Raw genomic sequence first — 25,766 nt, forward strand, 5'->3', positions numbered from 1 at the left:
TTTCCGCACAAATAAGGCCGCTCAGAGTGCGGATTTTCGCACAATTGTCTTGATACGGTCGGTGATTCTGCCGGTGTCAACGAAAGTCTTCGGGACGAATGCCATATTTCGCCAGCTTGTCGTAAAACGTCTTGCGCGGAAGCTTCAACGCCTCTGCGGCAACCGACGCCTGTCCGTTTGCCTGTTGCAAGGCATCGGTCAGGATAGAGCGTTCAACCTGCGCCAACCGCTCGACCAGCCCGCCTTGCAGCAAAGGCCGGTCGGCTCTGTCAACACCAAGGACGAACCGCATGGCTTCGCTGGTCAGCGCGCGTGCATTGCCGGGCCAATCACGGGCCATCAGGCTGTCGATGATCTCGGGTGTGACGACCGGTGCCTCCAGCCCGGCCTGTTCCGCCGATTGCGCGACATAGTGGCGAAACAGGACCGGAATATCGCCGGGCCGTTCTGAAAGTGACGGAATGCGCACCTGCATCACGCTCAACCGATAGAACAGATCGGTGTGAAACTGGTGCTGCTCGGCAAGCGGGTGGAGCGGCTCTGTGGTGCCTGCAATCAACCGCGTGTCGTCCTGCCCCAACAGATCAAGCAGCGCCATCTGACTGTCGCTGGGCAGCTGCGCGATATTGTCCAGAAACAGGGTGCCGCCTGCACAGGACGCCCAAAGCGTTCCCAAACTGTCCCGCCCCAACTGTGCCGCAGAGCGTTTTACAAAGGGGCCGTTGATCCGTGGCGAACTGAGGTGAATAACCTCGGCCACCTTCGAAATACCGGTGCCCGATGCCCCCATGACCAACACATCCGTGCCGGATTTTGCCGCGCTGCGGACCTTGCGACGCAGCTCTTCTGCCTGTGGCGACGTGCCAAACAACATGCGCGCGGCCGGGTCACCGGATTCCAGTTGCGCTTTCAAGCGGCGATCTTCAAGAACAAGAGCGCGGGTTTTCAAGGCTTTGGCGATGACATCTGTCAGATCCCCCGGCGCGCAGGGTTTTTCCAGAAACCCGAACGCACCGCGCTCCATTGCCTTGACCGCCATCGGGATATCGCCCTCGCCAGTCAACAGGATGACGGGCAAGTCTTCATCCTGATCGCGTGTATATTCCAACAGATGAAACCCGTCTCGGCCGGGCATGCGAATGTCGGACAGGATCACCCCGTCGAACTTTTCGGTGATGTGATCCTTCGCCTCGACAAATGACCCGGCGGTGATGGCCTCATACGCCACCAACTCCAGCGTCTGCGCCAGCGCCTCGCGCACCGCAAGATCGTCATCGACCAAAAGCACACGCCCGTTCATGCCGCATCCTCTTCTATCCAGCGTTCAAGACTGACGGTGAAAACAGCCCCGCCCGTGTCACCATTCGCCCCCTTGATGGTGCCGCCAAAACTCTGCACCAGCCCATAGCTGATCGACAAACCCAGCCCCATGCCATCAGCCGATCCTATGGTTTTCGTGCTGTAGAACGGATCGAATATCTTTTCCGGCTCTTTGATACCGGGGCCCGTATCTGCCACCATAACAGACAATTGGCTGTCATTTTTGATCTGAATGTTCAGCTGCCGTTGTTTGCGTCCGATCATCGCGTCAGAGGCGTTGGAAATCAGATTGACAAACACCTGTGTCAGCCGCACCTCGCCCCCGCGCACCCAGATCGGTGTCGGCGGCGGCACCCAGCCAAGCGTGACATCCGCCGCCTGAAGCCGCGTCTCGGTCAGTTCCACAGCGCTCTGAATCACGGCTGCCAGATCGACACGGGTAACGGGTTCGCTTTCCTGCCGCGCAAAGGCGCGCAGGTTTTTGATGATCCGCGCCATGCGACGGGCCATGTCCGAGATCCTCGCAAGGTTCCGAGCGACCCGGTCTTGTTCGCCCCGATCCAGAAACGCCGATCCGTTATCGGCAAACGACCGGATCGCCATCAACGGTTGGTTCAATTCATGGCTGATCCCGGCTGACATCTGTCCAAGCGCCGACAATTTGCCCGCCTGAACCAAATCAGCCTGCGCGCGTTTCAAGGCAGCTTCGGCGTCCTGCCGTTCCTGAACCTCGCGCCGCAGGTCGGCATTGACCGCCTCAAGATCTTGGGTCCGCGCCGCAACACGGTCCTCCAGCACCAGATTGGCCGCCGCAAGGGCGCGGCGGCGCTCCGTGGCCAGAAACAACAACGCTCCAAAAAACAGGCAAACGGCAGCGACGGCCGCGGCCTGCAAGCGCGCCAACCGCAATGCCGGAGAAACATTCACCATGACATATCCCGTCATGTCGATCACCGGCAGTTGTGCCTGCAGCACCATCGCCCGCTGCGGAATATAGGGCGACCAGCTTTGTTCAAGAATGTCATACCCGGCCAGCGACCGCCGCTGTGCCGGACGGCGCGAGCCATCCGCAAATGCCAGCCCCGCATCCTCCTGCAATTGCGCCGACAGCAATTCCGACCGGTTGGTCACAAACACCCGACCGTCCTGTCCGGTGAAAAACACCGTCGGCTGCGTGCCGCGCCAGTCTTCCTCAAGATCGTCGATATCAACAACCGCGACCAACACACCGCGCACCCGTCCATCCGGTCCGAAAGACGGCGCGGCAAAACTGTAGGTCCGGTGCGCAAACCCGGCGGTTGACCCCTGTTCGGCCCCCAAGGCCCCGGTCACGGCGCGTTGAAAATAACGCCCCGCAGCCAGGGTCTCCGGCGCGACACCGTCAGAGGCCGCCAAAACCTGCCCCTCTGGATTGGCATAGAACACCGTGAGCGTGCTTGTCTTGTCCGCCGCCTCCAACAGAACGGCCGAGGCCGCTTGCGAAGATCCGCCTTCGTGCAATTGCGCCAGAACCGGGTGATCGGCGATCAGAACCGCAAATTCCCGATGACGCTGCAATTGCGCCATCAACCGGTCAGACGCCAAGGCCAGATCCGCTTTGCCCCGCGCTTCCAGCGGCTCCAGCGCCTGCACATATCCGTGCCGCCAGACACCGGCGGCCAACACCGCCACCAGCGCCAGAAACGTGGCGACAAAGGCAATTCGGGTCCAGGAATGTGACGTCATATCCAGAGTAAAGCCGCGATTCCCGCATATTGCCAGCGCCACATGGCGCGTTGCAGGTCATGCGACACTTCACCAGTCATTGATCAAACAAACGCACCATACCCGCATCTTCTTTTCAAAAATATGCATATTCCATCCGCTATAAGGGCAGCGCCGTGGTGGATTTGATTTCTTCCATCGACAAAAGCGCCGTGACATTGTGGACCCGAACCTCTGCAATCAGCGCCTGATAGAACACATCATAGGCGCGCGCGTTTTTGACCCTGACTTTCAGGATGTAATCTATATCCCCCGCCAAACGATGCGCCTCTTGCACTTCGGGACGATCCTGAAGCGCTTTGAGAAACGTGCGCTGCCATTCCGCCTCATGCTCGCTTGTGCGGATCAGGACGAAAAAACATGCCTCGAACCCCAGCGCATCCGCATCAAGGCGCACGGTCTGCGCGCCGACAATCCCGGCCTCCCGCAATTTGCGGATTCGGTTCCACACCGGTGTCTTTGATGACCCGACTTTGCGCGCAATATCGTCCAATGACTGCGCCGCGTCGGTTTGCAGCTCGATAAGGATTTTCCGGTCCGTTTCGTCGATCTTCACCACTGTTCCGCCTTTTCGATGTTTTCGCGATCAATCATCCTACCGCATCGCCCAGATAGAACAAATTTCCTTATTTCCGCAAGGCACTGGCCAAATATCGGAACGAAATTCTATCTTTACAGCAAGAAACGCGACCCAAGGACATCCGATGCCCCAGACCAGTTCTCATCCCACGATCCACCCGGTCGCCTTTGTCGGCGCGGGCCCGGGCGATCCTGATCTGTTGACACTCAAGGCCCTGCGCGCACTGCAGACGGCCGATGTTGTGATCCATGACCGTCTGGTCAGCGATGCCATCCTGTCCTGCATCGGCCCGCAGGCCCGCCTGTTGAATGCGGGCAAAGAAGGCTTCGGACCCTCGGTCACACAGTCCACCATCAATACCATGATCGTCTATATGGCCCAGACCGGGGCACAGGTGGTGCGGCTGAAATCCGGCGATCCGACGGTGTTTGGCCGCCTTGATGAAGAGCTTGACGCCCTGCACGCCGCGGACATCGCCTATACGATCGTTCCCGGCCTGACATCGGCATCGGCTGCGGTTGCCGCGCTTGGGCAATCCATGACCAAACGCGGGCGCAACACGTCGGTGCGGTTCATCACCGGTCATGACATGCAAGGCTATGCCGATCACGATTGGCAAACCCTGGCCGCCCCCGGCGAGGTCGCGGCAATCTATATGGGCAAACGCGCGGCGCGCTTCATGCAGGGGCGCTTGCTGATGCATGGCGCAAACCCGTCAACGCCGGTGACCATCGTCGAAAATGCGTCCCGCCAAAATGAGCGCATTGTCGAAGCCACGCTTGCAACGCTGCCGTCGGTTTTGGCCGAAGCCGGGCTAAGCGGACCGGCCCTGCTGATCTACGGCCTTTCCCCGCGGGCAGCCACCCCCGCCGCCGCCATGCCGAAACCCGTACAGGAGATGATCTGATGCCTGCGATTTACACACCCAAAGTTGTCACCGCCAATGATCTTCTTGACGGTGACGTGGTTTACCTGACCGCAAATGACGCGTGGTCGCGCCATCTGACGGATGCCGAGGTTTTGACCGACGAAGCCGATGCGCAGGTTCGGCTGATCGACGCCAGCGCGCGGACATCCGAAGTGGTGGGCGTGTATCTCGCCGATGTCGCAACAACCGAAACAGGCCCGAAACCCACCCATTTCCGCGAGGAGTTTCGCACCAAAGGCCCGTCCAACTATGCCCATGGCAAACAAGTGGAGCTTCGCTGATGTATCGCTACACCGATTTCGACGCCGCTTTTGTGGCCGAACGCAACCGCCAGTTCCGCGCCCAGGTCGAGCGCCGCATTGACGGCTCGCTGACCGAGGATGAGTTCAAACCCCTGCGTCTGATGAACGGGCTTTATTTGCAACTGCACGCCTACATGCTGCGCGTGGCTGTCCCCTACGGCACGCTGAGCAGTGCGCAGATGCGGCAGCTCGCAATGATCGCAGATACGTGGGACAAGGGCTATGGCCACTTCACCACGCGCCAGAACATCCAGTTCAACTGGCCGAAACTGCGCGACGTGCCGGATATGCTGGATGCGCTGGCCAAGGTGCAGATGCACGCCATCCAGACCTCGGGCAACACCATCCGCAACGTGACCGCCGACCATTTTGCCGGGGCAGCCGCCGATGAAATCTCCGATCCGCGCCCGGTGGCCGAATTGATCCGCCAGTGGTCGACAGACCACCCGGAATTCCAGTTCCTCCCGCGCAAGTTCAAGGTGGCCGTGACAGGTTCATCCACTGACCGCGCCGTCACCCGCGCCCATGATATCGGCTTGCGCATGGTGCTGAACGACGCAGGAGAGGCAGGCTTTGAAGTCATCGTCGGCGGCGGGCTTGGCCGCACACCGATGATCGGCAAGGTCATCCGCGACTTCCTGCCCGAAGCGGACCTGCTGCCCTATCTTGAGGCCATTGTCAGTGTCTGGAACCTGCTGGGGCGTCGCGACAACAAATATAAGTCGCGCATCAAGATCACCGTGCACGAACACGGGATCGACGACATCCGCGCGCGGGTGGAAGAGCGATTCAAGATGCTCAAACCCGCCTTCACCGGGATCGACCAGCAGCTTTACGCAGCGATCAAGGCCGATTTCGCCCCACCCGCCTTTGCAGACCGCGACACCGGTCCGTTTGACCAATTCTACGCCAATGACCCCGTCTTCCGCGCCTGGGTCGACAGCAATGTCACGGTGCACCGGGCCAACGGCTATGCCATCGCGCAGATCAGCCTCAAGGCACATGGCGCGACACCCGGCGACGCGACTTCGGATCAGATGCGGTTGATGGCCGACCTTGCCGCGCAATACGGGCATGACGAATTGCGGGTTAGCCACGAGCAGAACATCGTTCTGCCGCATGTCCACAAAGCCGATTTGCCCGCGATCCACGCCGCGTTGAAAACAGCCGATCTGGCAACCGCGAATATCGGCAAGATCAGCGATATCATCGCCTGCCCCGGCATGGATTACTGCGCGCTGGCGACCGCACGGTCGATCCCGATTGCGCAGGAAATCGCGACGCGCTTTGACGAATTGAAGCTTGAGAACGATATCGGCGATCTCAAGATCAAGATCTCGGGCTGCATCAATGCCTGCGGGCACCACCATGTCGGTCACATCGGCATCCTGGGCCTCGACCGCGCGGGGGTGGAGAATTATCAGATCACGCTGGGCGGCGATCACACCGAAACCGCCGCCATCGGTCAGCGCACGGGTCCGGGGTTTGCCTATGACGAGATCGTCCCGGCGATTGAACGCATCGTTGACACCTATCTCAGCGAACGCCGTGACGCAGACGAGTCGTTTATCGACACGTTCAAACGCACAGGCATGACCCCGTTCAAAACCGCGCTCTACGGCGAGCCTGAAAAACGTGCGAAAGCCGCGTGATGCTGACGCTTGACACCCATACCACCCAGGGCGATCTGCCGCTTGCCAGACGGATCGAGGGCCAAAACAGGGTTGACGCGCTTAACGCGCAATTCCGTCACTTTGGCACCTCATACTTTCTGGAGGCGGTGCTGACGCGCGGTCTTTTTGACCGCATCGCGATGGTGTCCAGCTTTGGCGCGGACTCGGCCGTGCTGTTGCACCTCATCGCCCATATCGACCGCAACTTGCCGGTTCTGTTCATCGACACGCATCTGCTGTTTCCCGAAACACTGGACTACCAGACGCAGCTTGCCGATCATCTTGGGCTGAGCAATGTGCAAACGATCCGTGCCTCGGAACGTACACTTGAAACGCACGACCCGTACGGTGCGCTGCATCTGAGCAATCCCGATGCCTGCTGCACCTTGCGCAAAACCAATGTGCTGAACGCGGCCCTTGCCGGGTATGACGCCTGGATCACCGGTCGCAAACGCCATCAGGCCAAGACCCGCGAAAACCTGCGCTATTTCGAGCTTGATGCGCAAACCGGGCGGATCAAGATCAATCCCCTGATCGACTGGAAACCCGCGCGCATCGCGGCGCATCTCAACACGCATAACCTGCCGCGTCATCCGCTGGTCACCAAAGGCTATCCATCCATCGGCTGCGCTCCCTGCACCGCTCCTGTCTCACAAGGTGAAGATATTCGTGCAGGGCGTTGGCCTGGAATGGAAAAAACCGAATGTGGATTGCATATCACGACACCCAAAGGACATCTGACATGACCACCCTGATCAATGACACAGGCTTCCTGTCCGAAGACCCCGCCCAGTGGATTCCCTCCGATCACATTGTCGATCTGGCCTCTGACACCGACCCCGCCAAGCTGCCCGATCTGCTGGCCGGTATGGAACTGGTGCGCGTCGACTTCCCCAGCTTTTCCGACGGGCGCGGCTTTACCCTTGCCCGCCTGATCCGCCAGCACGGCTTTCAGGGCCATCTGCGCGCCAAAGGCCATGTGATCGCCGATCAATACGCAATGGCCCGCCGGTCCGGTTTTGATGATGTGGAAATCGATGACGCGCTGGCCCGACGCCAGCCCGAGGACCAATGGCTTGCCCGTGCCGATTGGCGGGGGCATGATTACCAATCGCGCCTAAGGGGCCTTGCGGCCTGACAGCGGCACAAACCGGCGCTGCGACACCTGGGCCACCGCGCCCGGTTTTCGCATGATGTAAATCAAAGATAAATGTAAGGGTCCGGTTTAAAGAAAGCCGGAAGGACACCATGACAGAGTTGAGCCCCGTGACAGAAGCAACAGCCACCAAAGCGCCCCCCGCCCGCAAACTTGCCGTCCCGGACGCGCAAACCGTGACGTCGGTTACACATTGGACTGACCGCCTGTTTTCGTTCCGCGTGACGCGGCCTGCGTCTTTGCGGTTCCGGTCGGGCGAATTTGTGATGATCGGCCTGATGCAGACGGATGAGAAATCCGGCAAGGAAAAGCCGCTGTTGCGCGCCTATTCCATTGCCTCTCCCAGCTGGGACGAAGAGCTGGAGTTTTATTCGATCAAGGTGCAGGACGGCCCGCTGACCAGCCGATTGCAGCATATCCAACCCGGTGATGACATCATCCTGCGGCCAAAGCCCGTGGGCACATTGGTGCATGACGCATTGCTGCCGGGCAAACGGCTTTGGCTGTTTGCCACCGGCACCGGCATTGCCCCATTCGCGTCGATTTTGCGCGATCCGCAGACCTACGAGGATTATGACGAGGTCATCCTGACCCACACCTGTCGCGAAGTCGGCGAGCTTCAATATGGCAAGGAACTGATCGACACCATTCGCACCGATGAATTGCTGGCCGAACTCATGGGCGACGGCTTTCATGAAAAGCTGCGCTACTATCCGACCACCACGCGCGAAGACAGCCCCAAGATGGGCCGCATCACCGATCTGATGCGCAGTGGCGAATGTTTTGCTGATCTGGATGTGCCTGCTTTGTCACCGGACACGGATCGGGCAATGGTATGCGGCAACCTCGCGTTCAATCTGGAACTCAAGGATATGCTGGAAGAATATGGCTTACAGGAAGGCGCGAATTCGGACCCCAAACATTACGTGGTCGAAAAAGCGTTTCTTGACTGACGGTTTGTCACTACGCATGAAAAAGCCGCGCAAACCACTTTGCGCGGCTTTATTGTGATCGGGTGGCGTTACTCTATCCCAAGCTGCCCGCGCAATGTGTCCAACACGCCTTGCAGCATGTCTGGATTGTCCCGCGCTTGCTCAAGCGTTGTTTTGGTCGAGGTTTTGACAAACTCCGACATCTCGGACGCGTCAACATATGCGATCACCCGGTCGTAATCGAAACCGTCCACGGTCAACAATTCTGAGAGATCTGCAGCCGTTTCGGACGTGGCATCCGCCGTTTCAGACAGAGCGTCACCAGCTGTTTCGGACGCTGTGTCAGCGGCGTCTGCCGCAGTATCGGCAGCGTCCGCCGCAGTGTCGGACACAGCATCCGCCGCGTCGGTTGCGGTCTGCTCGGCCACGTTTGCGGCATCCGTTGCGGTATCTTCGACCGCATCGGCGGCCGCGTCCCCTGTCTCGGTTGCGGCTTCGGTGGCGTCATCGGCAGTGGCTGTGACCGACCCGATTGCGTCATCGACGGCGTCGTTGATTGCATCAACCGCCTCTTCGACAGCGGTGGTTGCCTCATCTGCAAGCGTGTTTGCCGCGCCTGTTGCGTCGTCGACCGCTGTATCCGCCGCCTGCGCGGCGTCCGAGGCCGCTTGATCGACGGCATCCCCGACCTCCTCGGCGCTTTCGGTGACCGCATCTTCCGTGGCTTCCAGCTCGGTGGCGACGTCTTGTGTTGTTTCTTCAACCGCTTGAGTCGTCTCATCGGCCTGCGGAACAACCGGTTCTGCAACCTCTGGTGCGGTATTCTGCGTATAGAACCAGACACCCGCGCCCAGTGCGACAACCACTGCAACAATGATCAGGTTTTTCATCGGATCTTGGACCCCCATTTTTATCTTTTACTCGGCCCGACCATCACGGCGCGGGCGTCAATGCTGCATGTGCGAACAAATGCGCCCATCATCAAGTCGATACCGGGGCGCATCGGCCCCTTTCCGCCTAAAAGCCGCTTGAAGTAAAATGGTATGACGTCTACTTTACACTCCTGATTTGAATTGCATCAAAGGAGCAATACCATAGCCCGCAGACCACACAACGCGCCTCCACAGCGCGACACCGGACCCCGCGTCAACGACCGCATTCGGTCAGCTGAAATTCGCCTGATCGGCGCAGATGGTGAAAATGTCGGGGTTGTTACACCCGAACGCGGCATGCAGCTTGCCGAAGAAGCTGGCCTTGACCTTGTCGAAATATCGCCGAACGCGTCACCGCCGGTCGTCAAAATTATGGATTTCGGCAAATTCAAATACGAACAGCAGAAACGCGAATCCGAAGCCCGCAAAAAGCAAAAGGTCATCGACGTCAAAGAGGTCAAGTTCCGGCCCGGGACAGACACCCATGACTATGATGTCAAAATGCGCAATGTTTTCAAATTTCTTGAAAGCGGGGATAAGGTCAAAGTCACCCTGAGATTCCGGGGCCGCGAAATGGCGCATCAGAATTTGGGGCGCGAGCTGCTGGAACGCATTGCAGAAGACACCAAAGAGCACGGCAAGGTTGAAAACATGCCGAAAATGGAAGGCCGCCAGATGGTCATGATGATCGGCCCGCTTCCTAATTAAGCTCTGACCCACCCGTTGACAGGAAAGCGGTCCCTATGGATCGCTTTCTTTGCCTGCCGCCCCAAACGATCGGTCAAGACGTCTGTCAGGCGATGAACAACGCGGACCGCGACTAGCTTTCGCGCGGTTTGGGTCTGGATGGCGGTTCTTTCAACAACCCGCCAACCCCCATTTGCATCACGTCCTGCGGGGCGACAGGGACAGAACACAGCATCCGTTCAAGCACCCAATCGGCCCCATTGATCGCTGGCGACTTGGCACAGCCCGGCAGTCCGATCACCGGCACCTCCCCCATGTGACCCCAGAACAAAAGATTGCCCGGATCGACAGGCATCCCGTAATGGACCACCTGCCCGCCTGCGGCGCGTACTGCTTCGGGGGCCACATCATACAGATCCGATGTCGCAGATCCGGTCAGAATGCAGACAATGTCATGGTTTGACTGCGCCGCGATCAATGCGGATTTCAGATCCTCAATCCGGTGCGGCACCATTGTTTTGGGCCCCAGCGCGATCCCCATGCGATCAAACCGCATCGCCATCGCCCGTTGCCCCTTTGAGCCGTCCTCGTTCCCACCGACACTGGTCTGAATCAACACCGCGCGCGTATGGGTCACAGGTCTCAACGCCAAAGCCCGGCTTGCGGCCTGACAGGCCTTTGTCAGTGCCTCTCCGGGTGCGGAATAGGAAATGATCTTTACCGTCGCAACCATCCCACGATCGGCCATGCGCTGCCACTCCGGTACAGTTGCGACCGTGATCATCGGATGAATAGCGTTCACCGCGTTGATTTTTGCGGCATCCACCGCCGCCACACCGTTCTGCGTCGCGTAAATATTCACCCTTCCGGTCGAGGCCGGGGCCACACGCAAGCCCACTGTTTCGGGCTCGGGGACCAACGCCTGCGCAAGTTGCGCGGCGGCGGTGTCTTCGTGAACATCCCCTGGCTCTAACTGCGCGACGGTGACTTGGTGGATATCATGGGCGCGCAACGTCTCAAGCGCCTTGGCATCCAGCGTCACACCCTTGCGCAAACGCCCCGTCGAAAGCGCGACCGAATGCGCAAGGATCGTGCCTTCGGCGGCGTTCAGGGGGAGTGGGCCAAACTTCATGCGCCCACCCGCAACACTTGGGTCATCTGTGCAAGGATCGCCACCGCAATCTCGGCCGGACCGGACGCCCCGATATTCAGCCCGATGGGACCGTGGATCTTGGCGATTTCATCTGCACTGAACCCGGCCTCTGTCAGCCGATCGACGCGCTTTGCATGGGTGCGTGTCGATCCCAAAGCGCCGATATAAAAACACGAGGCGCGCAGCGCTTGCTTTAACGCCGGATCATCCAGTTTCGGATCGTGGGTCAACAACACAAGCGCAGTGCGCGTGTCCAGCCCCAACTGCGCAATGGCTTCGTCCGGCCAATCATGCAAGATCGTCTCGCCCGGAAAGCGGCTGTCTGATCCAAATGCCTCGCGCGGGTCAATCAGGATCGGGTCATATCCGGCAATCCGCGCCATCGGCACCAGCGCCTGCGCGATATGAACAGCCCCCACCACGATCAACCGCAGAGGCGGATTATGGATCGCAACAAAGGTCCGGCTGTCCTCGAAAAAGCCGGACCGGTCCAGGCGAAAGGCATTGGCGTGGCCCTGTTCGGTCAATGAACGCGCGTTGCGATCAAGATCAACCACATAGGCCACTGGCCGCCGCGCCGCGCGATGGGCGACCAGTTCGGCCAACAGCGCCTCTGGCACAATTGTGCCAATCGGTTCGACCAGCACACGAATGGTCCCGCCACAGGCCAGACCCACGGCAAACGCATCCTGATCGCTGACGCCGAATTCCAGTTCGCGGGCGATGCCCTCTTCCAGGGCCTCCAACGCTTCGACCACAACGGCACCTTCGACACACCCGCCTGACACAGAGCCTTCGATCTCGCCCGTGCCAGAGATCGCCAGTTGCGACCCGACACGGCGCGGCGCGCTGCCCCAGGTTTCGATCACCGTCGCCAACACCGCCCCCTTGCCGGCACGATGCCACGCCAGCGCCGTTTCAGGACATTTGTCAAAACGCTCCATACTGGTGATCTCCTCCCAAAGTCATGCCAAGGATTCGCGCGCTGCGTCACGGTGTCCTGCCCGGTCGGCGATGTAAACCTAGCGCGGCCGGTCCTGAGTGACGTCATGGGTGTAGAGCCAGTCAAACCGGCCCAGCATTCGACCCGGTGCAAACCGGCTGAGCGCGCCAAGCGCGGTATGAGCCGCAAACCGGAACGGGCCCGGCGATAGATGGTAATTCCTGGCATTCTGGCTGGCCGCATTGATCACACGGGTCACGCGCGATTTGCGCTCGGACTGATAAGCGTGCAACCCGGCCTCCAACGCGTCATGCTGTGCCAGGCATCGGGCCAGCACCCACGCATCCTCCAGCGCCATATTGGCCCCCTGCGCCAAAAACGGCAATGTCGGATGGGCCGCATCTCCCAGCAGGACACAGCCGTCGCGATGCCAGTGCGCCGCCACGGGATGCCGGAACAGCCCCCAGACGCCCGGGGCCTCGACCTGAGACAGAATCTGATGCACCTCTGCGTCAAATTCCGAAAACGCCTTGCGCAAATTGTCGGGATCGTCCGTTTGGGACCAGCTTTCCGCCATCCAATCGGGCCGTTCTTCCACGGCCACCACATTCAGGCTTTTTCCATCCCGAAGCGGATAGGTGACCATGTGGCGCTTTGGACCCATATGCACACGCGCCTGCGCCGGATGACCGGTGACATTGGGCACAATCGCCCGCCACGCCACTTGGCCGGTGAAAAACGGCTTGGTGTGGTCTGTCACCAGCGGTCGAATGACAGAATGTATCCCGTCGGCCCCCACCACCAGATCGGTTTGGCGGTGATCGCCATTGGCCAGCGCGATCTGTGGCTGCGCCCCCGTCTGGACTGTTTTCGCTTTTTGCAAAAGGCGTAAGGGGATGCCCCTGTCGCGGGCCGCCGCAGACAAAAGATCAACAATATCCGCGCGGTGCACAAAGAGATAGGACTGCTCTTGCGGCAAGCGCGTCAGATCAAGCCGTGCCACCTCCGCGCCACTTGCCCCATCCCGCAGCGACACGGCCTGCCCGCGGACACATTTCGCGGCAAGCGCATCGGCCAGACCCAGGGCTTCGATCACGCGCAATCCATTGGGCGACACCTGAATGCCCGCACCGACCTCGGTGATGGCCTCTGCCTGCTCAAGCACCGTCACCTTAGCCCCGTGCTGGTGCAAGGCCAGGGCGCAAGACAGGCCGCCAATGCCACCGCCCACCACCGTGATGTCCAGAGTGCTTAAATCCACTGCCCTGCCCTCACATAAAAAAGGCGCCAGAGCTTTCGCCCTGACGCGCCTGTGTCTTGCATCCGCACCACATGTCAGTCGTCGCGATGCACTTTCTCGCGGCGCTCGTGCTTTTCCTGCGCTTCAAGGCTCAGCGTGGTTGTCGGGCGCGCCACCAGCCGCTTGAGCGAGATCGGCTCGCCGGTTGCCTGACAATATCCAAATTCACCTTCGTCAATGCGGCGCAGTGCTGCGTCGATCTTGGACACCAGCTTGCGCTGACGGTCCCGGATGCGCAGTTCCAGCGCGCGGTCGGTTTCTTCCGAGGCGCGGTCGGCAACATCAGGGATGTTGCGCGTGCCGTCCTGCAAACCGGCGATGGTGGATTTGCTGTCACTCAGGAGTTCATTGCGCTGTTCCAGCAATTCGCGACGAAACCATTCGACTTGGCGGTCATTCATGAACGGTTCATCTTCGGCGGGTCGGTAATCATCGGGCAGGAAAGTTTCTGCTTTCATTTCGGTCCCCTTTTCAAAGCCAGCATCTGCCATGGAATTTCCTTTGGATATCTGGCACCCCTTGCCGCACGACTTAACCGAAGCCCCAGGACTTGTCACTAGAGAATAGTCGCACAAATCAGTGACAGGTTTTCATCACAACACATGCAGGTGAGGCACAAAAACCATGAGATTCGAAGGCACAAACACGTATGTCGCAACTGACGACCTCGCCATAGCGGTCAATGCCGCCGTCACGCTGGAACGCCCGCTGCTTGTCAAGGGCGAACCCGGAACAGGCAAGACGGAATTGGCCCGTCAGGTGGCCGAGGGCCTGGGCCTTGAGATGATCGAGTGGAACATCAAATCCACGACCAAGGCCCAGCAAGGTCTTTACGAATATGACGCCGTCAGCCGATTGCGCGACAGCCAATTGGGCGATGAGCGCGTGAACGATGTGTCCAACTATATTCGCAAGGGCAAGCTGTGGCAGGCGTTTGAGGCCGACCAGAAGGTCGTTCTTTTGATTGATGAGGTCGACAAGGCGGATATCGAATTTCCGAACGATCTGCTGCAAGAGCTGGATAAGATGGCGTTCCACGTCTATGAGACCGGCCAGACCGTCACGGCGCGGCATCGGCCGATCGTGATCATTACGTCAAACAACGAAAAAGAACTGCCAGACGCGTTTTTGCGCCGCTGTTTTTTCCACTATATCCGCTTTCCCGATCCCGACACTTTGCGCCGGATCGTTGCAGTCCATCATCCCGGCATCAAAGAGGCCCTGCTGACCACGGCCCTGACACAGTTCTACGAATTGCGCGAACAGCCCGGGCTCAAGAAAAAGCCGTCAACCTCGGAAGTGCTGGACTGGCTGAAGCTGCTTTTGGCCGAGGATATGACACCCGAAGACCTCAAACGCGATGGCGCGAATGCGCTGCCAAAGCTGCATGGGGCCTTGTTGAAAAACGAACAGGATGTCCACCTGTTCGAACGGCTTGCCTTTATGGCGCGGCGCGAACGCCGCTAGAGCGGCGATTTATTCGACGCTACAGGCGGCGGATTATAGCCGACCGGTCTGAAACACCTGCACCTTCAGCCCGCCATGCGGGATGGGGGCGCTCACGTTTCGAAACTGCAGCCCGGTCGCCCGCGCCAGACCTTTGTCAGAGGTCACAATCCCGACGCGCCAGCCCTTGAACTGGTCTTTCATCACCGAACCAAAGCGTCCGTAAAGCGCAAATAGAAGCTTTCGGTTGCCGATCCTGCCGCCATAGGGCGGGTTCACAATCACCAGACCCGTGGGGCCATCCGGGGCCGTCAGATCGGCAACCGGCTGATGCCGGAACTGCGTCACGTCCGAAACACCTGCCCGGTCTGCATTGGCGGTCGCATTGGCGATTGCGCCTGCATCGCGGTCATACCCGTAGAAGGTTTCCTTTGTCGGCTGAGGGGCGAGCCGGGCCGCCTTCAGGGCACGCCACGCATCCGCGTCGAACGAGGCCAGAAGCTCGAACCCGAACGACCGATCCCGTCCAGGAGCCAGAGCTTTTGCCATTTCGGCGGCTTCAATGACAAACGTGCCCGACCCGCACATCGGGTCCAGCACGGGTTCTGTTCCGATATACCCGCAAGAGCGCAGCACCAATGCCGCCAGCGTCTCGCGGATGGGCGCTTTGCCAACGGCCTGTTTGTGCCCGCGTCTGTGCAAGGCCTCGCCCGAGGTATCCAGACTGATCTCGCACAGATCATCCTCTATCCGCACCCGCACAACCACCTGCGCCTGATCGCTGGGGCCTTGACCCAGCGCGTCGGTCAGCGCTGTTTCAACCCGCTGCGCGGCCGCACCGGCGTGATAGATGCGCGACTTTTTACAGCTCGCCTCAACCCGATAGGGCACATCCGGGCGCAACAGGTCGGTCCACGCAACCTTGCGCGACCGCTTGTCCAGCTGGGCCAGATGCATGGCGCGGAACCGCGCGATGCGGGCCAGCACCCGGCCCGCGCCGCGCAAAACCAGATTGGCGCGCCAGACTTCGGACCAGTCGCCCGCTAATGTCACGCCGCCAGGCACCGTTTGCGCATTGGCAAATCCCTTCTCTCGGGCCTCGTCACGCAAAAGCGGCTCTAGGCCCGGCGTACCGGACAAAAAGATCTCGATGGGTGCAGATGATGTCATGTCGATGCTTTATCCTGATTAGCCTCCCGGCGCGACCGGGCCGCATCAAACCTGCGCCAGATCGACGGAATCATCCCACCGAAACAGCATACTGTTGCTTCTTTGCACATATTAAAATCCTGAAATTAAGACATTTTTCACCAAAGCCGACCTATTCATAAAAAATGATTCGCGCTGATTCGTTCAGACTAGGTAAACGCCACCCTTTCGCCGTAAGTTGCCCCCACAGAGGACAAAATAATCGCGAAACATCACGTATTCGCAGAGGCAGGCAGGCTTTGAACATGTCCCAGACCGACATCATCGTGCGCGACCTGCGCGCGACAGACTACAATGCGTGGTGCGTCTTATGGCGCGCATATTTGGCATTCTATGAAACCTCGCTGACCCAGGATGTGTATGACAGCACGTTCGAGCGGCTTTTGGGTGATGACCCACAGGACTTTACCGGTCTGGTCGCTGAAAAAGACGGCAAGCCTGTTGGACTGACACATTTTCTATTCCATCGGCACTGCTGGAAAATCGAAAACACCTGTTATCTGCAGGATCTCTACGCATCAGAAGACGCGCGGGGCCTTGGTGTCGGCCGGGCACTGATCGAAGCCGTGTATACACGGGCAGACGCGGCCGGCGCGCCCTCGGTTTACTGGCTCACGCAGGAGTTTAACCACACCGCGCGGCAGCTTTATGACCGGATCGGCACTGTTACCCCGTTTATCAAATATCAGCGGGCGTAAGACATGCGGCGGCTTCTTCTTCCTGTGTATCTGTTTCTGGGGGCCTGTGTGCCAATGTCGGCATCCGAGCCGGCCACGCGCGCTGCGGTTGTGGATGTCGCCCTGCCCCCGATGAAGGTGTTTTCCGTCCCCCGTCCGCAAACGGTTGAAACCTCAAATCAGGACATCGCCCGCGATTTCATGGATTTGGCGATGGGTCTGGAATCCGGGCGCTCATTGGATGTGTTCACGCGATTTGAAGGCCCGATCAGCGTCCGCCTGATCGGCCGCGCCCAACCATCGGTTCCCAGCGATCTCAATCGTCTGTTGCACCGTCTGCGCACAGAGGCCGGGATCGACATCACCGCGACATCCTCGGAACAGGCCAATATCACGATCAACGCCGTCAGCCGCGCCGAAATTCAACGGTTTCTGCCGCAGGCTGCGTGCTTCGTGGTGCCCAATGTCTCGACCCTGTCGGAATATCGCAAGGCCCGCAGGTCCGCCCGCGTCAACTGGAGCAAGATCACCGACCGCACGCGGCTTGCGATTTTCCTGCCCAATGATTCCAGCCCGCAAGAAGCCCGCGATTGCCTGCACGAAGAGCTGGCACAGGCCTTGGGGCCGCTGAACGACCTTTACCGTTTGCCCAATTCGGTCTTTAACGATGACAATGTGCATACGGTCCTGACCGGCTATGACATGCTGATCCTCAAGGCCTATTACGACCCAGCCCTGCAAAACGGCATGACACGGGCGCAGGTGACCCGTCGCATCCCCGGTATCCTTGCGCGTCTGAACCCGCGCGGTGAAGGCGTGCCCGCGCGCCGCGCTGTGCGCACGCCGCGGCCCTGGATCGACGCCATTCAGAAAGCGCTGGGGCCCGGAACTTCGGCCACCGGGCGGCGCAATGCGGCCAATGAGGCGTTGAGCATCGCAAGCGCCATGGGCTGGCAAGATCACCGGCGCGGTTTCACACATTATGCCATGGGTCGCATTCTGCAAAGCGCGGATGCCGACGCCGCGCGCGAACAATTCATTCTGGCCGATGCGTTTTTTGCGCGTACTCCCGAAGCCGAACTGCATCGCGCCTATGTTGCCTCTCAATTGGCGGCGTTTGCCCTGACCGAAACCCGCCCCAATGAGGCCATCACCTTGACCGGGGTGTCCATTGATCTTGCCGCGCGCCACGAAAACGCCGCACTTTTGGCGACGCTGTTGATGCTGCGCGCCGAAGCCCTTGACCTGCTGGGGCGATCCTCTGCCGCGGCAGATGTGCGTCTGGACAGTCTGGGATGGGCGCGCTACGGGTTCGGCCCGGACTGGTCGGTGCGCGCCAAACTGCGCGAGGTCGGCGCACTCAATCCGCTCAACAGGGCGAGAGGCAGAATATGATCGTCATAGCGGGCGCTATCCTTGGTGCCATTATCGGCGCAGTGACCGCCAAGAAACGCAACGGCTCGCGGGCTGACATCTGGCAATACGGCGCTGTCTACGCGATTGCGTTTTCGCTGGGCGGGTTGATCCTGACCATTATCATTGAAAAGCTGGTGACCTGACGCCGATCAAGGCGCTGCCGACTGGTCAGAGGCGGCGCGCATTGCTACAGGTGGGCCATGTTTGTTCCATTTTTCGAAACGCTGCGCCGTACCGGCGTGCCGGTATCCCTTCGGGAATATCTAAGTTTTCTGGACGCCATGCGCGCGGGTCTGGCGACCTATGATCCCGAAGCGTTTTACTATCTGGCCCGCACCGCAATGGTCAAAGACGAACGTCACATCGACCGTTTCGACCGTGCGTTTTCAGAAGCGTTCAAAGGTCTGGAAAGCCTAAGCGCCGAAGGCGTGCTCGACGCGCTTGACCTGCCGGAAGACTGGCTGCGCAAGATGGCCGAAAAGCACCTGAGCGACGCGGAAAAGGCCGAAATCGACGCGCTGGGCGGGTTCGACAAGCTGATGGAGACGCTCAGGGACCGCCTGAAAGAACAGCAAGGCCGCCATCAGGGCGGCAACAAATGGATCGGCACGGCAGGCACCTCTCCGTTCGGTGCGTATGGTTATAACCCCGAAGGCGTCCGGATCGGCCAAACCGAAAGCCGCCATCAACGGGCCGTTAAGGTCTGGGACAAGCGCGAGTTCCGCAATCTGGACGACACGATCGAGCTGGGCACCCGCAACATAAAGGTGGCCCTCAAACGCTTGCGCCGCTGGGCGCGCGACGGGGCCACGGACGAGCTTGACCTGGACGGCACCATCCGGGCGACCGCCGAACATGGCTATCTCGACGTGCAAACCCGGCCCGAACGCCGAAATGCCGTGAAGGTTATTTTGTTTCTCGATGTCGGCGGGTCGATGGACGCGCATGTCAAAGTGGTGGAAGAGCTGTTTTCAGCCGCCCGCGCCGAGTTCAAACATCTTGAACATTTTTACTTTCACAACTGCCTGTACGAAGGTGTTTGGAAAGACAACCGCCGCCGCTGGGACGCGCAGACCAGCACGATGGACGTGCTGAACACCTATGGTCCTGATTACAAATGTATCTTTGTTGGCGATGCCAGCATGTCGCCCTATGAGATTGCGTATGCCGGAGGGGCCAACGAGCATTGGAACGCCGAACCGGGCCAGCTCTGGCTGCAACGGGCGCGCGATCAATGGCCGTCGAACCTGTGGATCAATCCCACCCCGGAACAGCATTGGAAATACACGCAGTCCATCTCGATGATCCGCGAGATCTTTGACGACGCGATGGTGCCCATGACGCTTGACGGACTCGAGCGTGGGATCAAGGCGTTGGCCAAGTGATTGCGCGGCTCAAATCGGCCTTTTCCGAGGCCCCGGTTTTGACATCGGCCTTTGTGGTCGCGTTTGCCGTGATGCTTTGGTTCGGCGGACATTTTGTTGCACGCGCCATATATTGGTCGGACCCGGACCACCAGAATCAAGAAATCGCAAGCTGGATGACGCTTGGGTATGTCGGCCAATCCTGGCAAGTGCCCCGCGAAGAGCTTGCCGCGGCGCTGTCTGACATCTGGACGCGCGACGGACCGGGGCGCCCTCCGCCGATCGAGAAAATCGCCCGGCAGGCCGGTGTGCCGGACGAGGAGATCATCACCTTGCTTGAGGCTGCCATTGACGCGCACCGCGCCACTGCGGCTGATCAGCCATGAGCGAGACGTTCCTCAGCCTGACCGCCACCTACGGCGTTTGGATCGTCGTCACTTCGGCCTATCTCTCATGCCTCGCGATCCCAATCCCGACGGCATTGGTCATGCTGGCCGCCGGAGCCTTTGCAGCGGCGGGGGATCTGGAATATTCGACATTGCTGCCGCTGGCCTGGATGGCGGCGGTGCTGGGGGACCAAACCGGATACTGGATCGGGCGCAAGGCGGGGGGGCGCATCGTGGATCTGCTGTCGACATCCGCCAAGCGCAAGGATCTGATCGCGCGCGCCCGGCAGACGGTTCTGGACAAAGGCGGGGTTGGGGTCTTTTTCTCGACCTGGCTTTTCGCACCGCTTGGGCCGTGGGTGAACCTGACGGCCGGAGTGGTCGGGCTTGGGTGGCTGCGCTTTACCGTCTGGGATGCCGCCGGAGAGGCGATCTGGGTGACGGGCTATCTGACGCTTGGCTTTCTGTTCGGGGATCAACTGGACGCGCTTGCATCGCTTATGAGCAACCTGTCAGGGTTCCTGGTTGCCGCACTTGTCACGCTTGGTCTGGGCTGGATGTTGCGCAATCGCCTATCCCGCGCGCACGCCAAGGCACCGCACTAGCGCCCGCACACTTGTCGCTATAGGCCAAACGCACCATATCAAGCATATGTTAAAGTTTACCCCGATCCTGCTGGCGATCCTTTATGCGTTGGCGATGTATCATTTTTCCGTCTGGCGCACGAAACGCGAACTGGACGATAAATCCACGGAACTGGCGGACCCGCGGCTCAAGGCCTTGACGGACCGTCTGGCACGGGCGCTCGATCTGGACCGCATCCGTGTGCATATCTACGAGATTGACCCGGTGAACGGATTGGCCGCGCCGGATGGGCGGATTTTTATCACCCGTGGATTTTACCGCAAATACCAGACAGGCGAAGTGTCGGCAGAAGAGCTGAGCAGCGTCATCGCGCATGAGCTGGGCCATGTTGCCTTGGGCCACACCCGGCGTCGGATGATCGATTTTTCCGGCCAGAACGCCTTGCGCACAGCGCTGGCGATGGTGTTGTCTCGCTTTCTTCCGGGTGTTGGTGTTCTGATCGCCAACAGCATTGCAACCCTGTTGGCGGCCCGCCTGTCGCGGCAGGACGAATACGAAGCTGATGCCTATGCCGCTGCACTTCTGCACAAGGCGGGCATCGGCGTTGGCCCTCAGAAAACACTGTTTGGAAAGCTGGAACAACTGACCCAGGCGCGATCCGGCGTTGTGCCTGCGTGGTTGATGTCGCATCCCAAGACAACGGAACGGATCGCGGCGTTGGAAAAGCTTGAAAACCGGTGGACAAACGCAACCTCGTGACCGGGCAATTGCCTATGCGGCTTTACGTCACGAAATCCACTCTCGCTGACGCGCGATCCCGCCCGTTGACCTGAACCACAACGGTGTGGGGTCCGGGATGCAGCGTAAAGGTCGACGCCGCCGCCTTGAGGCGGTGCGACTTTGTCAAACTGTGCGTCTGCCCTGCCCTGAGCTGTGTTGATGTCAGTTTATACACCTTTTCACCCCTGCGCCCGCCGGGGCGGTGGAACTGTATCCGGTAATCGACCAGCACCGGCATATCCTCTGGCGCGGTCAAAGACACCGAGATGTGCAGCGTCTCTCCTATCGTGACCGGGTCCGGGGCCAGTGTCAGTGCCACCGACATCGCCTTGTCCTGGTCATACCCCAAAAGACCCAGCGCGCCGGGATCACCGCGTTTTACAGCCGTGCGCAAGGCATGGCGCGTCATCCAGTTCAGCTCTTTGGCGGTCTGGCGTCCCTCTGCCGCCCAGGCCCGCAACCGGGCCACAACAACATCGGGAAGCGGTCGCGACAGATCGTTCATATGATTGGCCACTGACCGGGTGACATACCGGGTGGGATCGCCATGCAGCGCATCCAGATACCGCACGGGCACCACAGGAGACAGGTCGATATTGGCCGCCCAAGGTAAACGCGGCCGCGTGCCTTCGCTGACCAGGCGGCGCACATGATAATTGTCATGCGTCACCCACGCGTCCAAGCGGTGTAGCGTCTGTTCCGGCCAGCGATTGAGAAAGGGACGAATATAAAACTCCATCGAAAACCGCTGCGTGGCGGCCTCCAGCAGATCCAGGGCGCGATCCCGGTGATGCTCCAGCCCGTGCCGCACGGCAAGAATGCCCGGCACGGCATGAATGTAGCGCCCAAAATCATTGTCGGTCTTGTTCGGGTCCAGAATTGGCGGCATCGCCGCCTCCAGCGCCTCGGCCATGGCGGGAAACCGAGACGGCAGCTGGTGTTCCAGACAATCCGCCAGCCAATCCAGACGCGCCATCAACCCGCGGTCGGCGAATCCGCCCAACGCATCCCGCACAAACCGATCACGATCAAAGCCGGGCAGAACCGAAAACTCGGCGGCAAGTTCGGAAATTGTGGTGGCATTGAACAATTCGTCTTTCAACGAAAAGCCCTGTGCCTGCCCCTTGCCGTCCGGTCCCCGTGCCACGGATCAGATCGTTGCGTTGGTGGCACCGCCGTCGATCAGGATGTTTTGACCAACGATGAAACCGGCATGCTGCGAACACAAAAAGGCGCAGGTCTGTCCAAATTCCTGACGTGTCCCATAGCGTCTTGCGGGGATTGTTGCCTGACGATTTGCGCGCGCCGCCTCGATCGAGATGCCCTGCGCCTTGGACACGCCCCCATCAAGCGATTCCGCCCGGTCGGTGGCGTGTATGCCGGGCAGAAGGTTGTTCACCACCACGCCGTCCGGGGCCACCTGACGCGCCGTTCCGGCGACATAGCCGGTCAGACCGGTGCGCGCCGCATTGGACAATCCCAGCGCCGGGATCGGTGCCTTGACCGACTGTGACGTGATGTTGACCACACGGCCCCAGCCACGGTCGATCATGCCGGGAATCACGGCCGTCATCAGCGCGATGGGCGTCAGCATGTTGGCATCCAGCGCCTTGAGAAAATCCTCGCGCTCCCAGTCAGACCAAAGCCCCGGAGGCGGCCCACCGGCATTTGTGACCAGAATGTCCACATCCCCCGCCGCAGCAAGCACCTTTGCGCGCCCCTCTTCGCTGACAATATCGGCGGCAACGGTGGTCACGGTGACGCCATGTGCCTCGCGGATTTCGGCGGCTGTTGCCTCCAGCGCCTCGGCACCCCGTGCGTTCATCACCAGATTGACGCCTGCTTCGGCCAACGCTTCGGCACAGCCGCGCCCTAGCCCTTTGCTTGATGCACAAACCAACGCGGTCTTACCGCTGATCCCAAGATCCATCTGTCACTCCCCGATATGTTGACAAGCCTGCGTAATACCACGCGGCCTCCTTACGACTGACACATTTGCAAGCAATCTTAAAGACGTACCCGACATGTGTGTTTGCCGGATTTACCAGGATCAATGAGTGATATGTTATGACCGTCGACTGCGCCAAGCCAACCGCGTACCTTGCCTGCCCGGCCCAAAGCTTTTGTGTCGAGCATGGTGTCTATTTTGGCGAAACCATCGAACAGATCAACAATCTCAATCTTGGTGACGTTTACTATCTGAAACCGCACACGAAATGGACCCCCGTTTCAGCGACAGATGGTGATGCAAAAGCGTTCGATCTTGACGTGGCGGCTAATCTGCCCGTGCGCAAGCTGACCACCCTCGCCCACCTGATCTTTATGACAACCACCGGACGCCGCGCGGATGTCTGTGTCACGATCAGCGACGGGCACGCCTATCTGGTCTGTGACAAGGAACTTCAGACCGGTCTGGAATATGTGCTGATCGACATTCAGAAACGCGATGTGGAATTCACACCGGTTGTGGTTCCAACCCCGCGGGTCGCGGTGAAACCGGCCACGGTTCACATCACATCCAACGGGCACAGCACGCGCCTGCTGGGTTAAGCGCATCCCGTCATCTGTCGCCGCTTATGGACAAGCCGTCATGCGCCGCCTATATGCGCGACCATGCTGGACACCGTTTCAAATCGCCCTGACCTGCCCGCCGAAATCGCCCGGCGGCGCACCTTTGCCATCATCTCGCACCCGGATGCGGGCAAGACCACACTCACCGAAAAATTCCTGCTCTACGGCGGCGCGATCCAGATGGCCGGACAGGTGCGCGCCAAGGGTGAAGCGCGCCGTACGCGGTCGGACTTTATGAAAATGGAGCAGGATCGCGGGATTTCGGTCTCGGCCTCGGCGATGTCGTTTGATTTCAAGGACTTCCGCTTTAACCTTGTCGACACGCCCGGCCACTCGGACTTTTCCGAAGACACCTATCGCACGCTGACGGCGGTGGATGCGGCTGTCATGGTCATTGACGGCGCGAAAGGTGTGGAAAGCCAGACGCAAAAGCTGTTCGAGGTCTGCCGCCTGCGCGATTTGCCGATCCTGACTTTCTGCAACAAGATGGACCGCGAAAGCCGCGACACGTTCGATATCATCGACGAAATTCAGGAAAACCTGGCCATCGACGTGACGCCAGCAAGCTGGCCCATCGGGGTGGGTCGCGATTTCCTGGGCTGCTACGACCTGCTGCGCGACCGGCTGGAGCTGATGGATCGCGCGGATCGCAACAAAATCGCGGAAAGCATCGCCATCGAAGGGTTGGATGATCCGAAACTGGCTGAAAACATCCCCGCGCATTTGCTCGAAAAACTGCGCGAAGAGGTTGAGATGGCGCGCGAATTGCTGCCCAGGCTTGATCCGCAAGCGGTGCTTGAAGGGCATATGACCCCGATCTGGTTCGGCTCTGCCATCAACTCGTTTGGGGTGCAGGAATTGATGGATGGGATCGGCGATTTCGGCCCGGAACCGCAGCCGCAATCGGCCACCCCGCGACAGATTTCTCCGGATGAAAAAAAGGTCTCGGGATTTGTGTTCAAAGTGCAAGCCAATATGGACCCGAAACACCGGGATCGTGTGGCGTTTCTGCGCATGGCGTCGGGCCATTTCAAACGTGGCATGAAACTGACCCATGTGCGGTCTAAAAAGCCGATGTCGATCACCAATCCGGTGCTTTTTCTGGCCGCCGACCGCGAATTGGCGGACGAGGCCTGGGCCGGTGACATCATCGGCATCCCAAACCACGGCCAGTTGCGCATCGGTGATACGCTGACCGAGGGTGAGGCGCTCAAGGTCACAGGCATCCCGTCCTTCGCGCCCGAGCTTTTGCAAACGGTGCGCGCGGGCGATCCGCTCAAAGCCAAGCATCTGGAAAAGGCCCTGATGCAATTCGCCGAGGAAGGGGCCGCCAAAGTGTTCAAGCCGATGATCGGTTCCGGCTTTATCGTTGGCGTCGTCGGCGCATTGCAATTCGAGGTGCTGGGCAGCCGGATTGAATTGGAATACGGCCTGCCTGTGCGGTTTGAAGCGTCGCAGTTCACCTCTGCCCGCTGGGTGCATGGCGACAAGGCCGCCGTGGACAAACTGGTCAACGCCAATAAGCAACACATGGCCGAGGACAATGACGGCGATGTCGTCTACCTGACCCGCCTGCAATGGGACATCGACCGCATTGCGCGGGACTATCCGGATGTGACCCTATCGGCGACGAAGGAAATGATGGTGTGAAACAAGCCGGAT

Annotated in this window: 28 protein-coding genes; 17 read left to right on the top strand and 11 right to left on the bottom strand. The window is 59.8% G+C overall.

Translation table 11 applies throughout. The features are described from left to right. Positions 1-76: 76 nt before the first annotated feature. From ACG74X_RS07960 to ACG74X_RS07970, 3 genes are all read right to left on the bottom strand, one after another. Entirely contained in the window at positions 77-1,300 is a 1,224-nt protein-coding gene (locus tag ACG74X_RS07960) for a sigma-54-dependent transcriptional regulator (RefSeq protein WP_411233825.1), read from the bottom strand. After that, positions 1,297-3,045 (bottom strand): ATP-binding protein, encoded by a 1,749-nt coding sequence (locus ACG74X_RS07965; RefSeq protein WP_411233827.1) that lies wholly within the window; start codon positions 3,043-3,045, stop codon positions 1,297-1,299. The genes ACG74X_RS07960 and ACG74X_RS07965 overlap by 4 nt, the downstream gene beginning before the upstream one ends. A 139-nt stretch (positions 3,046-3,184) precedes the next feature. After that, a complete protein-coding gene (locus ACG74X_RS07970) occupies positions 3,185-3,640 on the bottom strand; it encodes an Lrp/AsnC family transcriptional regulator (RefSeq protein ID WP_411233828.1) in 456 nt (151 codons plus the stop codon). A 148-nt stretch (positions 3,641-3,788) separates the two neighbouring features. Between ACG74X_RS07970 and cobA the strand changes: the two genes are divergently transcribed. From cobA to ACG74X_RS08000, 6 genes are all read left to right on the top strand, one after another. Then, positions 3,789-4,571, top strand: coding sequence for a uroporphyrinogen-III C-methyltransferase (gene cobA / locus ACG74X_RS07975; RefSeq protein ID WP_411233830.1), 783 nt, complete (start codon positions 3,789-3,791; stop codon positions 4,569-4,571). Then, positions 4,571-4,873, top strand: a complete 303-nt coding sequence (locus ACG74X_RS07980; protein WP_411233832.1) for a DUF2849 domain-containing protein — start codon at positions 4,571-4,573, stop codon at positions 4,871-4,873. The genes cobA and ACG74X_RS07980 overlap by 1 nt, the downstream gene beginning before the upstream one ends. Further along, the gene (locus ACG74X_RS07985; protein ID WP_411233833.1) at positions 4,873-6,546 is read left to right on the top strand and encodes a nitrite/sulfite reductase; all 1,674 of its coding nucleotides are present in this window, start codon (positions 4,873-4,875) and stop codon (positions 6,544-6,546) included. The genes ACG74X_RS07980 and ACG74X_RS07985 overlap by 1 nt, the downstream gene beginning before the upstream one ends. Next, positions 6,546-7,313 (top strand): phosphoadenylyl-sulfate reductase, encoded by a 768-nt coding sequence (locus ACG74X_RS07990; protein ID WP_411233835.1) that lies wholly within the window; start codon positions 6,546-6,548, stop codon positions 7,311-7,313. Before ACG74X_RS07985 ends, ACG74X_RS07990 begins: the two co-directional genes overlap by 1 nt. Next, positions 7,310-7,705 carry a DUF934 domain-containing protein gene (locus ACG74X_RS07995; RefSeq protein ID WP_411233836.1) on the top strand — a complete coding sequence of 132 codons (396 nt, stop codon included), beginning with the start codon at positions 7,310-7,312 and terminating at the stop codon, positions 7,703-7,705. The genes ACG74X_RS07990 and ACG74X_RS07995 overlap by 4 nt, the downstream gene beginning before the upstream one ends. A 110-nt stretch (positions 7,706-7,815) precedes the next feature. Then, positions 7,816-8,676 (top strand): ferredoxin--NADP reductase, encoded by an 861-nt coding sequence (locus ACG74X_RS08000; protein WP_411233838.1) that lies wholly within the window; start codon positions 7,816-7,818, stop codon positions 8,674-8,676. Positions 8,677-8,744: 68 nt separating this feature from the next. Here the strand turns inward: ACG74X_RS08000 and ACG74X_RS08005 are convergent, their stop codons facing one another. Continuing rightward, entirely contained in the window at positions 8,745-9,545 is an 801-nt protein-coding gene (locus ACG74X_RS08005; RefSeq protein ID WP_411233839.1) for a hypothetical protein, read from the bottom strand. Between the two features lie 204 nt (positions 9,546-9,749). On the opposite strand from ACG74X_RS08005, the gene infC reads away from it, so the two are divergent. Continuing rightward, complete coding sequence (gene infC / locus ACG74X_RS08010) at positions 9,750-10,295, top strand: translation initiation factor IF-3 (protein ID WP_411234198.1); 546 nt, start codon at positions 9,750-9,752, stop codon at positions 10,293-10,295. 112 nt (positions 10,296-10,407) lie between these two features. Here the strand turns inward: infC and ACG74X_RS08015 are convergent, their stop codons facing one another. From ACG74X_RS08015 to dksA, 4 genes are all read right to left on the bottom strand, one after another. Further along, positions 10,408-11,406 (bottom strand): molybdopterin-binding protein, encoded by a 999-nt coding sequence (locus ACG74X_RS08015; protein ID WP_411233840.1) that lies wholly within the window; start codon positions 11,404-11,406, stop codon positions 10,408-10,410. Next, complete coding sequence (locus ACG74X_RS08020) at positions 11,403-12,371, bottom strand: XdhC family protein (protein ID WP_411233842.1); 969 nt, start codon at positions 12,369-12,371, stop codon at positions 11,403-11,405. Before ACG74X_RS08020 ends, ACG74X_RS08015 begins: the two co-directional genes overlap by 4 nt. A gap of 78 nt (positions 12,372-12,449) precedes the next feature. Then, positions 12,450-13,631 carry an FAD-dependent oxidoreductase gene (locus ACG74X_RS08025; protein ID WP_411233844.1) on the bottom strand — a complete coding sequence of 394 codons (1,182 nt, stop codon included), beginning with the start codon at positions 13,629-13,631 and terminating at the stop codon, positions 12,450-12,452. A 74-nt stretch (positions 13,632-13,705) separates the two neighbouring features. Next, on the bottom strand, positions 13,706-14,128 hold the full coding sequence (gene dksA / locus ACG74X_RS08030) for an RNA polymerase-binding protein DksA (protein ID WP_411233845.1): 423 nt from the start codon (positions 14,126-14,128) through the stop codon (positions 13,706-13,708). A gap of 166 nt (positions 14,129-14,294) precedes the next feature. On the opposite strand from dksA, the gene ACG74X_RS08035 reads away from it, so the two are divergent. Continuing rightward, positions 14,295-15,137, top strand: coding sequence for an AAA family ATPase (locus tag ACG74X_RS08035; RefSeq protein WP_411233847.1), 843 nt, complete (start codon positions 14,295-14,297; stop codon positions 15,135-15,137). A 33-nt stretch (positions 15,138-15,170) separates the two neighbouring features. Here the strand turns inward: ACG74X_RS08035 and ACG74X_RS08040 are convergent, their stop codons facing one another. Further along, entirely contained in the window at positions 15,171-16,286 is a 1,116-nt protein-coding gene (locus tag ACG74X_RS08040) for a class I SAM-dependent RNA methyltransferase (RefSeq protein ID WP_411233848.1), read from the bottom strand. A gap of 284 nt (positions 16,287-16,570) precedes the next feature. Between ACG74X_RS08040 and ACG74X_RS08045 the strand changes: the two genes are divergently transcribed. The 7 genes from ACG74X_RS08045 to ACG74X_RS08075 are packed head-to-tail and all read left to right on the top strand — an operon-like array spanning position 16,571 to position 21,512. Then, positions 16,571-17,023, top strand: coding sequence for a GNAT family N-acetyltransferase (locus ACG74X_RS08045; RefSeq protein WP_411233849.1), 453 nt, complete (start codon positions 16,571-16,573; stop codon positions 17,021-17,023). 3 nt (positions 17,024-17,026) lie between these two features. Further along, positions 17,027-18,397 carry a DUF2927 domain-containing protein gene (locus ACG74X_RS08050; RefSeq protein WP_411233851.1) on the top strand — a complete coding sequence of 457 codons (1,371 nt, stop codon included), beginning with the start codon at positions 17,027-17,029 and terminating at the stop codon, positions 18,395-18,397. Continuing rightward, a complete protein-coding gene (locus tag ACG74X_RS08055) occupies positions 18,394-18,561 on the top strand; it encodes an apolipoprotein acyltransferase (protein WP_411233853.1) in 168 nt (55 codons plus the stop codon). Before ACG74X_RS08050 ends, ACG74X_RS08055 begins: the two co-directional genes overlap by 4 nt. Before the next feature lie 57 nt (positions 18,562-18,618). Further along, positions 18,619-19,803: a vWA domain-containing protein gene (locus ACG74X_RS08060; protein WP_411233854.1), complete on the top strand. Its 1,185-nt coding sequence runs from the start codon at positions 18,619-18,621 to the stop codon at positions 19,801-19,803. Further along, a complete protein-coding gene (locus ACG74X_RS08065) occupies positions 19,800-20,168 on the top strand; it encodes a hypothetical protein (RefSeq protein ID WP_411233855.1) in 369 nt (122 codons plus the stop codon). The genes ACG74X_RS08060 and ACG74X_RS08065 overlap by 4 nt, the downstream gene beginning before the upstream one ends. After that, positions 20,165-20,773 carry a DedA family protein gene (locus ACG74X_RS08070; RefSeq protein ID WP_411233857.1) on the top strand — a complete coding sequence of 203 codons (609 nt, stop codon included), beginning with the start codon at positions 20,165-20,167 and terminating at the stop codon, positions 20,771-20,773. The genes ACG74X_RS08065 and ACG74X_RS08070 overlap by 4 nt, the downstream gene beginning before the upstream one ends. A 46-nt stretch (positions 20,774-20,819) precedes the next feature. Further along, positions 20,820-21,512 (top strand): M48 family metalloprotease, encoded by a 693-nt coding sequence (locus tag ACG74X_RS08075; RefSeq protein WP_411233858.1) that lies wholly within the window; start codon positions 20,820-20,822, stop codon positions 21,510-21,512. A gap of 22 nt (positions 21,513-21,534) precedes the next feature. Here ACG74X_RS08075 and ACG74X_RS08080 read toward each other — a convergent pair whose 3' ends face one another. Together ACG74X_RS08080 and ACG74X_RS08085 are read right to left on the bottom strand one after the other, a co-directional pair. Then, positions 21,535-22,680 (bottom strand): hypothetical protein, encoded by a 1,146-nt coding sequence (locus ACG74X_RS08080; RefSeq protein WP_411233860.1) that lies wholly within the window; start codon positions 22,678-22,680, stop codon positions 21,535-21,537. A 3-nt stretch (positions 22,681-22,683) separates the two neighbouring features. Next, positions 22,684-23,463, bottom strand: coding sequence for an SDR family oxidoreductase (locus tag ACG74X_RS08085; RefSeq protein ID WP_411233862.1), 780 nt, complete (start codon positions 23,461-23,463; stop codon positions 22,684-22,686). Positions 23,464-23,600: 137 nt separating this feature from the next. Between ACG74X_RS08085 and ACG74X_RS08090 the strand changes: the two genes are divergently transcribed. Then, entirely contained in the window at positions 23,601-24,083 is a 483-nt protein-coding gene (locus ACG74X_RS08090; RefSeq protein WP_411233863.1) for a hypothetical protein, read from the top strand. A 63-nt stretch (positions 24,084-24,146) separates the two neighbouring features. Further along, positions 24,147-25,754: a peptide chain release factor 3 gene (locus ACG74X_RS08095; protein WP_411233865.1), complete on the top strand. Its 1,608-nt coding sequence runs from the start codon at positions 24,147-24,149 to the stop codon at positions 25,752-25,754. Positions 25,755-25,766 lie beyond the last annotated feature (12 nt).

This window comes from Marivita sp. S0852 (assembly GCF_046591575.1).
Taxonomy (GTDB): domain Bacteria; phylum Pseudomonadota; class Alphaproteobacteria; order Rhodobacterales; family Rhodobacteraceae; genus Marivita.

Coding starts and splice junctions, on each gene's coding strand:
- ACG74X_RS07960 (WP_411233825.1), bottom strand. CDS start 1,300: ATGAACGGGCGTGTGCTTTTGGTCGATGACGATCTTGCGGTGCGCGAG.
- ACG74X_RS07965 (WP_411233827.1), bottom strand. CDS start 3,045: ATGACGTCACATTCCTGGACCCGAATTGCCTTTGTCGCCACGTTTCTG.
- cobA (WP_411233830.1), top strand. CDS start 3,789: ATGCCCCAGACCAGTTCTCATCCCACGATCCACCCGGTCGCCTTTGTC.
- ACG74X_RS07980 (WP_411233832.1), top strand. CDS start 4,571: ATGCCTGCGATTTACACACCCAAAGTTGTCACCGCCAATGATCTTCTT.
- ACG74X_RS07985 (WP_411233833.1), top strand. CDS start 4,873: ATGTATCGCTACACCGATTTCGACGCCGCTTTTGTGGCCGAACGCAAC.
- ACG74X_RS07990 (WP_411233835.1), top strand. CDS start 6,546: ATGCTGACGCTTGACACCCATACCACCCAGGGCGATCTGCCGCTTGCC.
- ACG74X_RS07995 (WP_411233836.1), top strand. CDS start 7,310: ATGACCACCCTGATCAATGACACAGGCTTCCTGTCCGAAGACCCCGCC.
- ACG74X_RS08000 (WP_411233838.1), top strand. CDS start 7,816: ATGACAGAGTTGAGCCCCGTGACAGAAGCAACAGCCACCAAAGCGCCC.
- ACG74X_RS08005 (WP_411233839.1), bottom strand. CDS start 9,545: ATGAAAAACCTGATCATTGTTGCAGTGGTTGTCGCACTGGGCGCGGGT.
- ACG74X_RS08015 (WP_411233840.1), bottom strand. CDS start 11,406: ATGAAGTTTGGCCCACTCCCCCTGAACGCCGCCGAAGGCACGATCCTT.
- ACG74X_RS08020 (WP_411233842.1), bottom strand. CDS start 12,371: ATGGAGCGTTTTGACAAATGTCCTGAAACGGCGCTGGCGTGGCATCGT.
- dksA (WP_411233845.1), bottom strand. CDS start 14,128: ATGAAAGCAGAAACTTTCCTGCCCGATGATTACCGACCCGCCGAAGAT.
- ACG74X_RS08035 (WP_411233847.1), top strand. CDS start 14,295: ATGAGATTCGAAGGCACAAACACGTATGTCGCAACTGACGACCTCGCC.
- ACG74X_RS08040 (WP_411233848.1), bottom strand. CDS start 16,286: ATGACATCATCTGCACCCATCGAGATCTTTTTGTCCGGTACGCCGGGC.
- ACG74X_RS08045 (WP_411233849.1), top strand. CDS start 16,571: ATGTCCCAGACCGACATCATCGTGCGCGACCTGCGCGCGACAGACTAC.
- ACG74X_RS08050 (WP_411233851.1), top strand. CDS start 17,027: ATGCGGCGGCTTCTTCTTCCTGTGTATCTGTTTCTGGGGGCCTGTGTG.
- ACG74X_RS08055 (WP_411233853.1), top strand. CDS start 18,394: ATGATCGTCATAGCGGGCGCTATCCTTGGTGCCATTATCGGCGCAGTG.
- ACG74X_RS08060 (WP_411233854.1), top strand. CDS start 18,619: ATGTTTGTTCCATTTTTCGAAACGCTGCGCCGTACCGGCGTGCCGGTA.
- ACG74X_RS08070 (WP_411233857.1), top strand. CDS start 20,165: ATGAGCGAGACGTTCCTCAGCCTGACCGCCACCTACGGCGTTTGGATC.
- ACG74X_RS08075 (WP_411233858.1), top strand. CDS start 20,820: ATGTTAAAGTTTACCCCGATCCTGCTGGCGATCCTTTATGCGTTGGCG.
- ACG74X_RS08085 (WP_411233862.1), bottom strand. CDS start 23,463: ATGGATCTTGGGATCAGCGGTAAGACCGCGTTGGTTTGTGCATCAAGC.
- ACG74X_RS08090 (WP_411233863.1), top strand. CDS start 23,601: ATGACCGTCGACTGCGCCAAGCCAACCGCGTACCTTGCCTGCCCGGCC.
- ACG74X_RS08095 (WP_411233865.1), top strand. CDS start 24,147: ATGCTGGACACCGTTTCAAATCGCCCTGACCTGCCCGCCGAAATCGCC.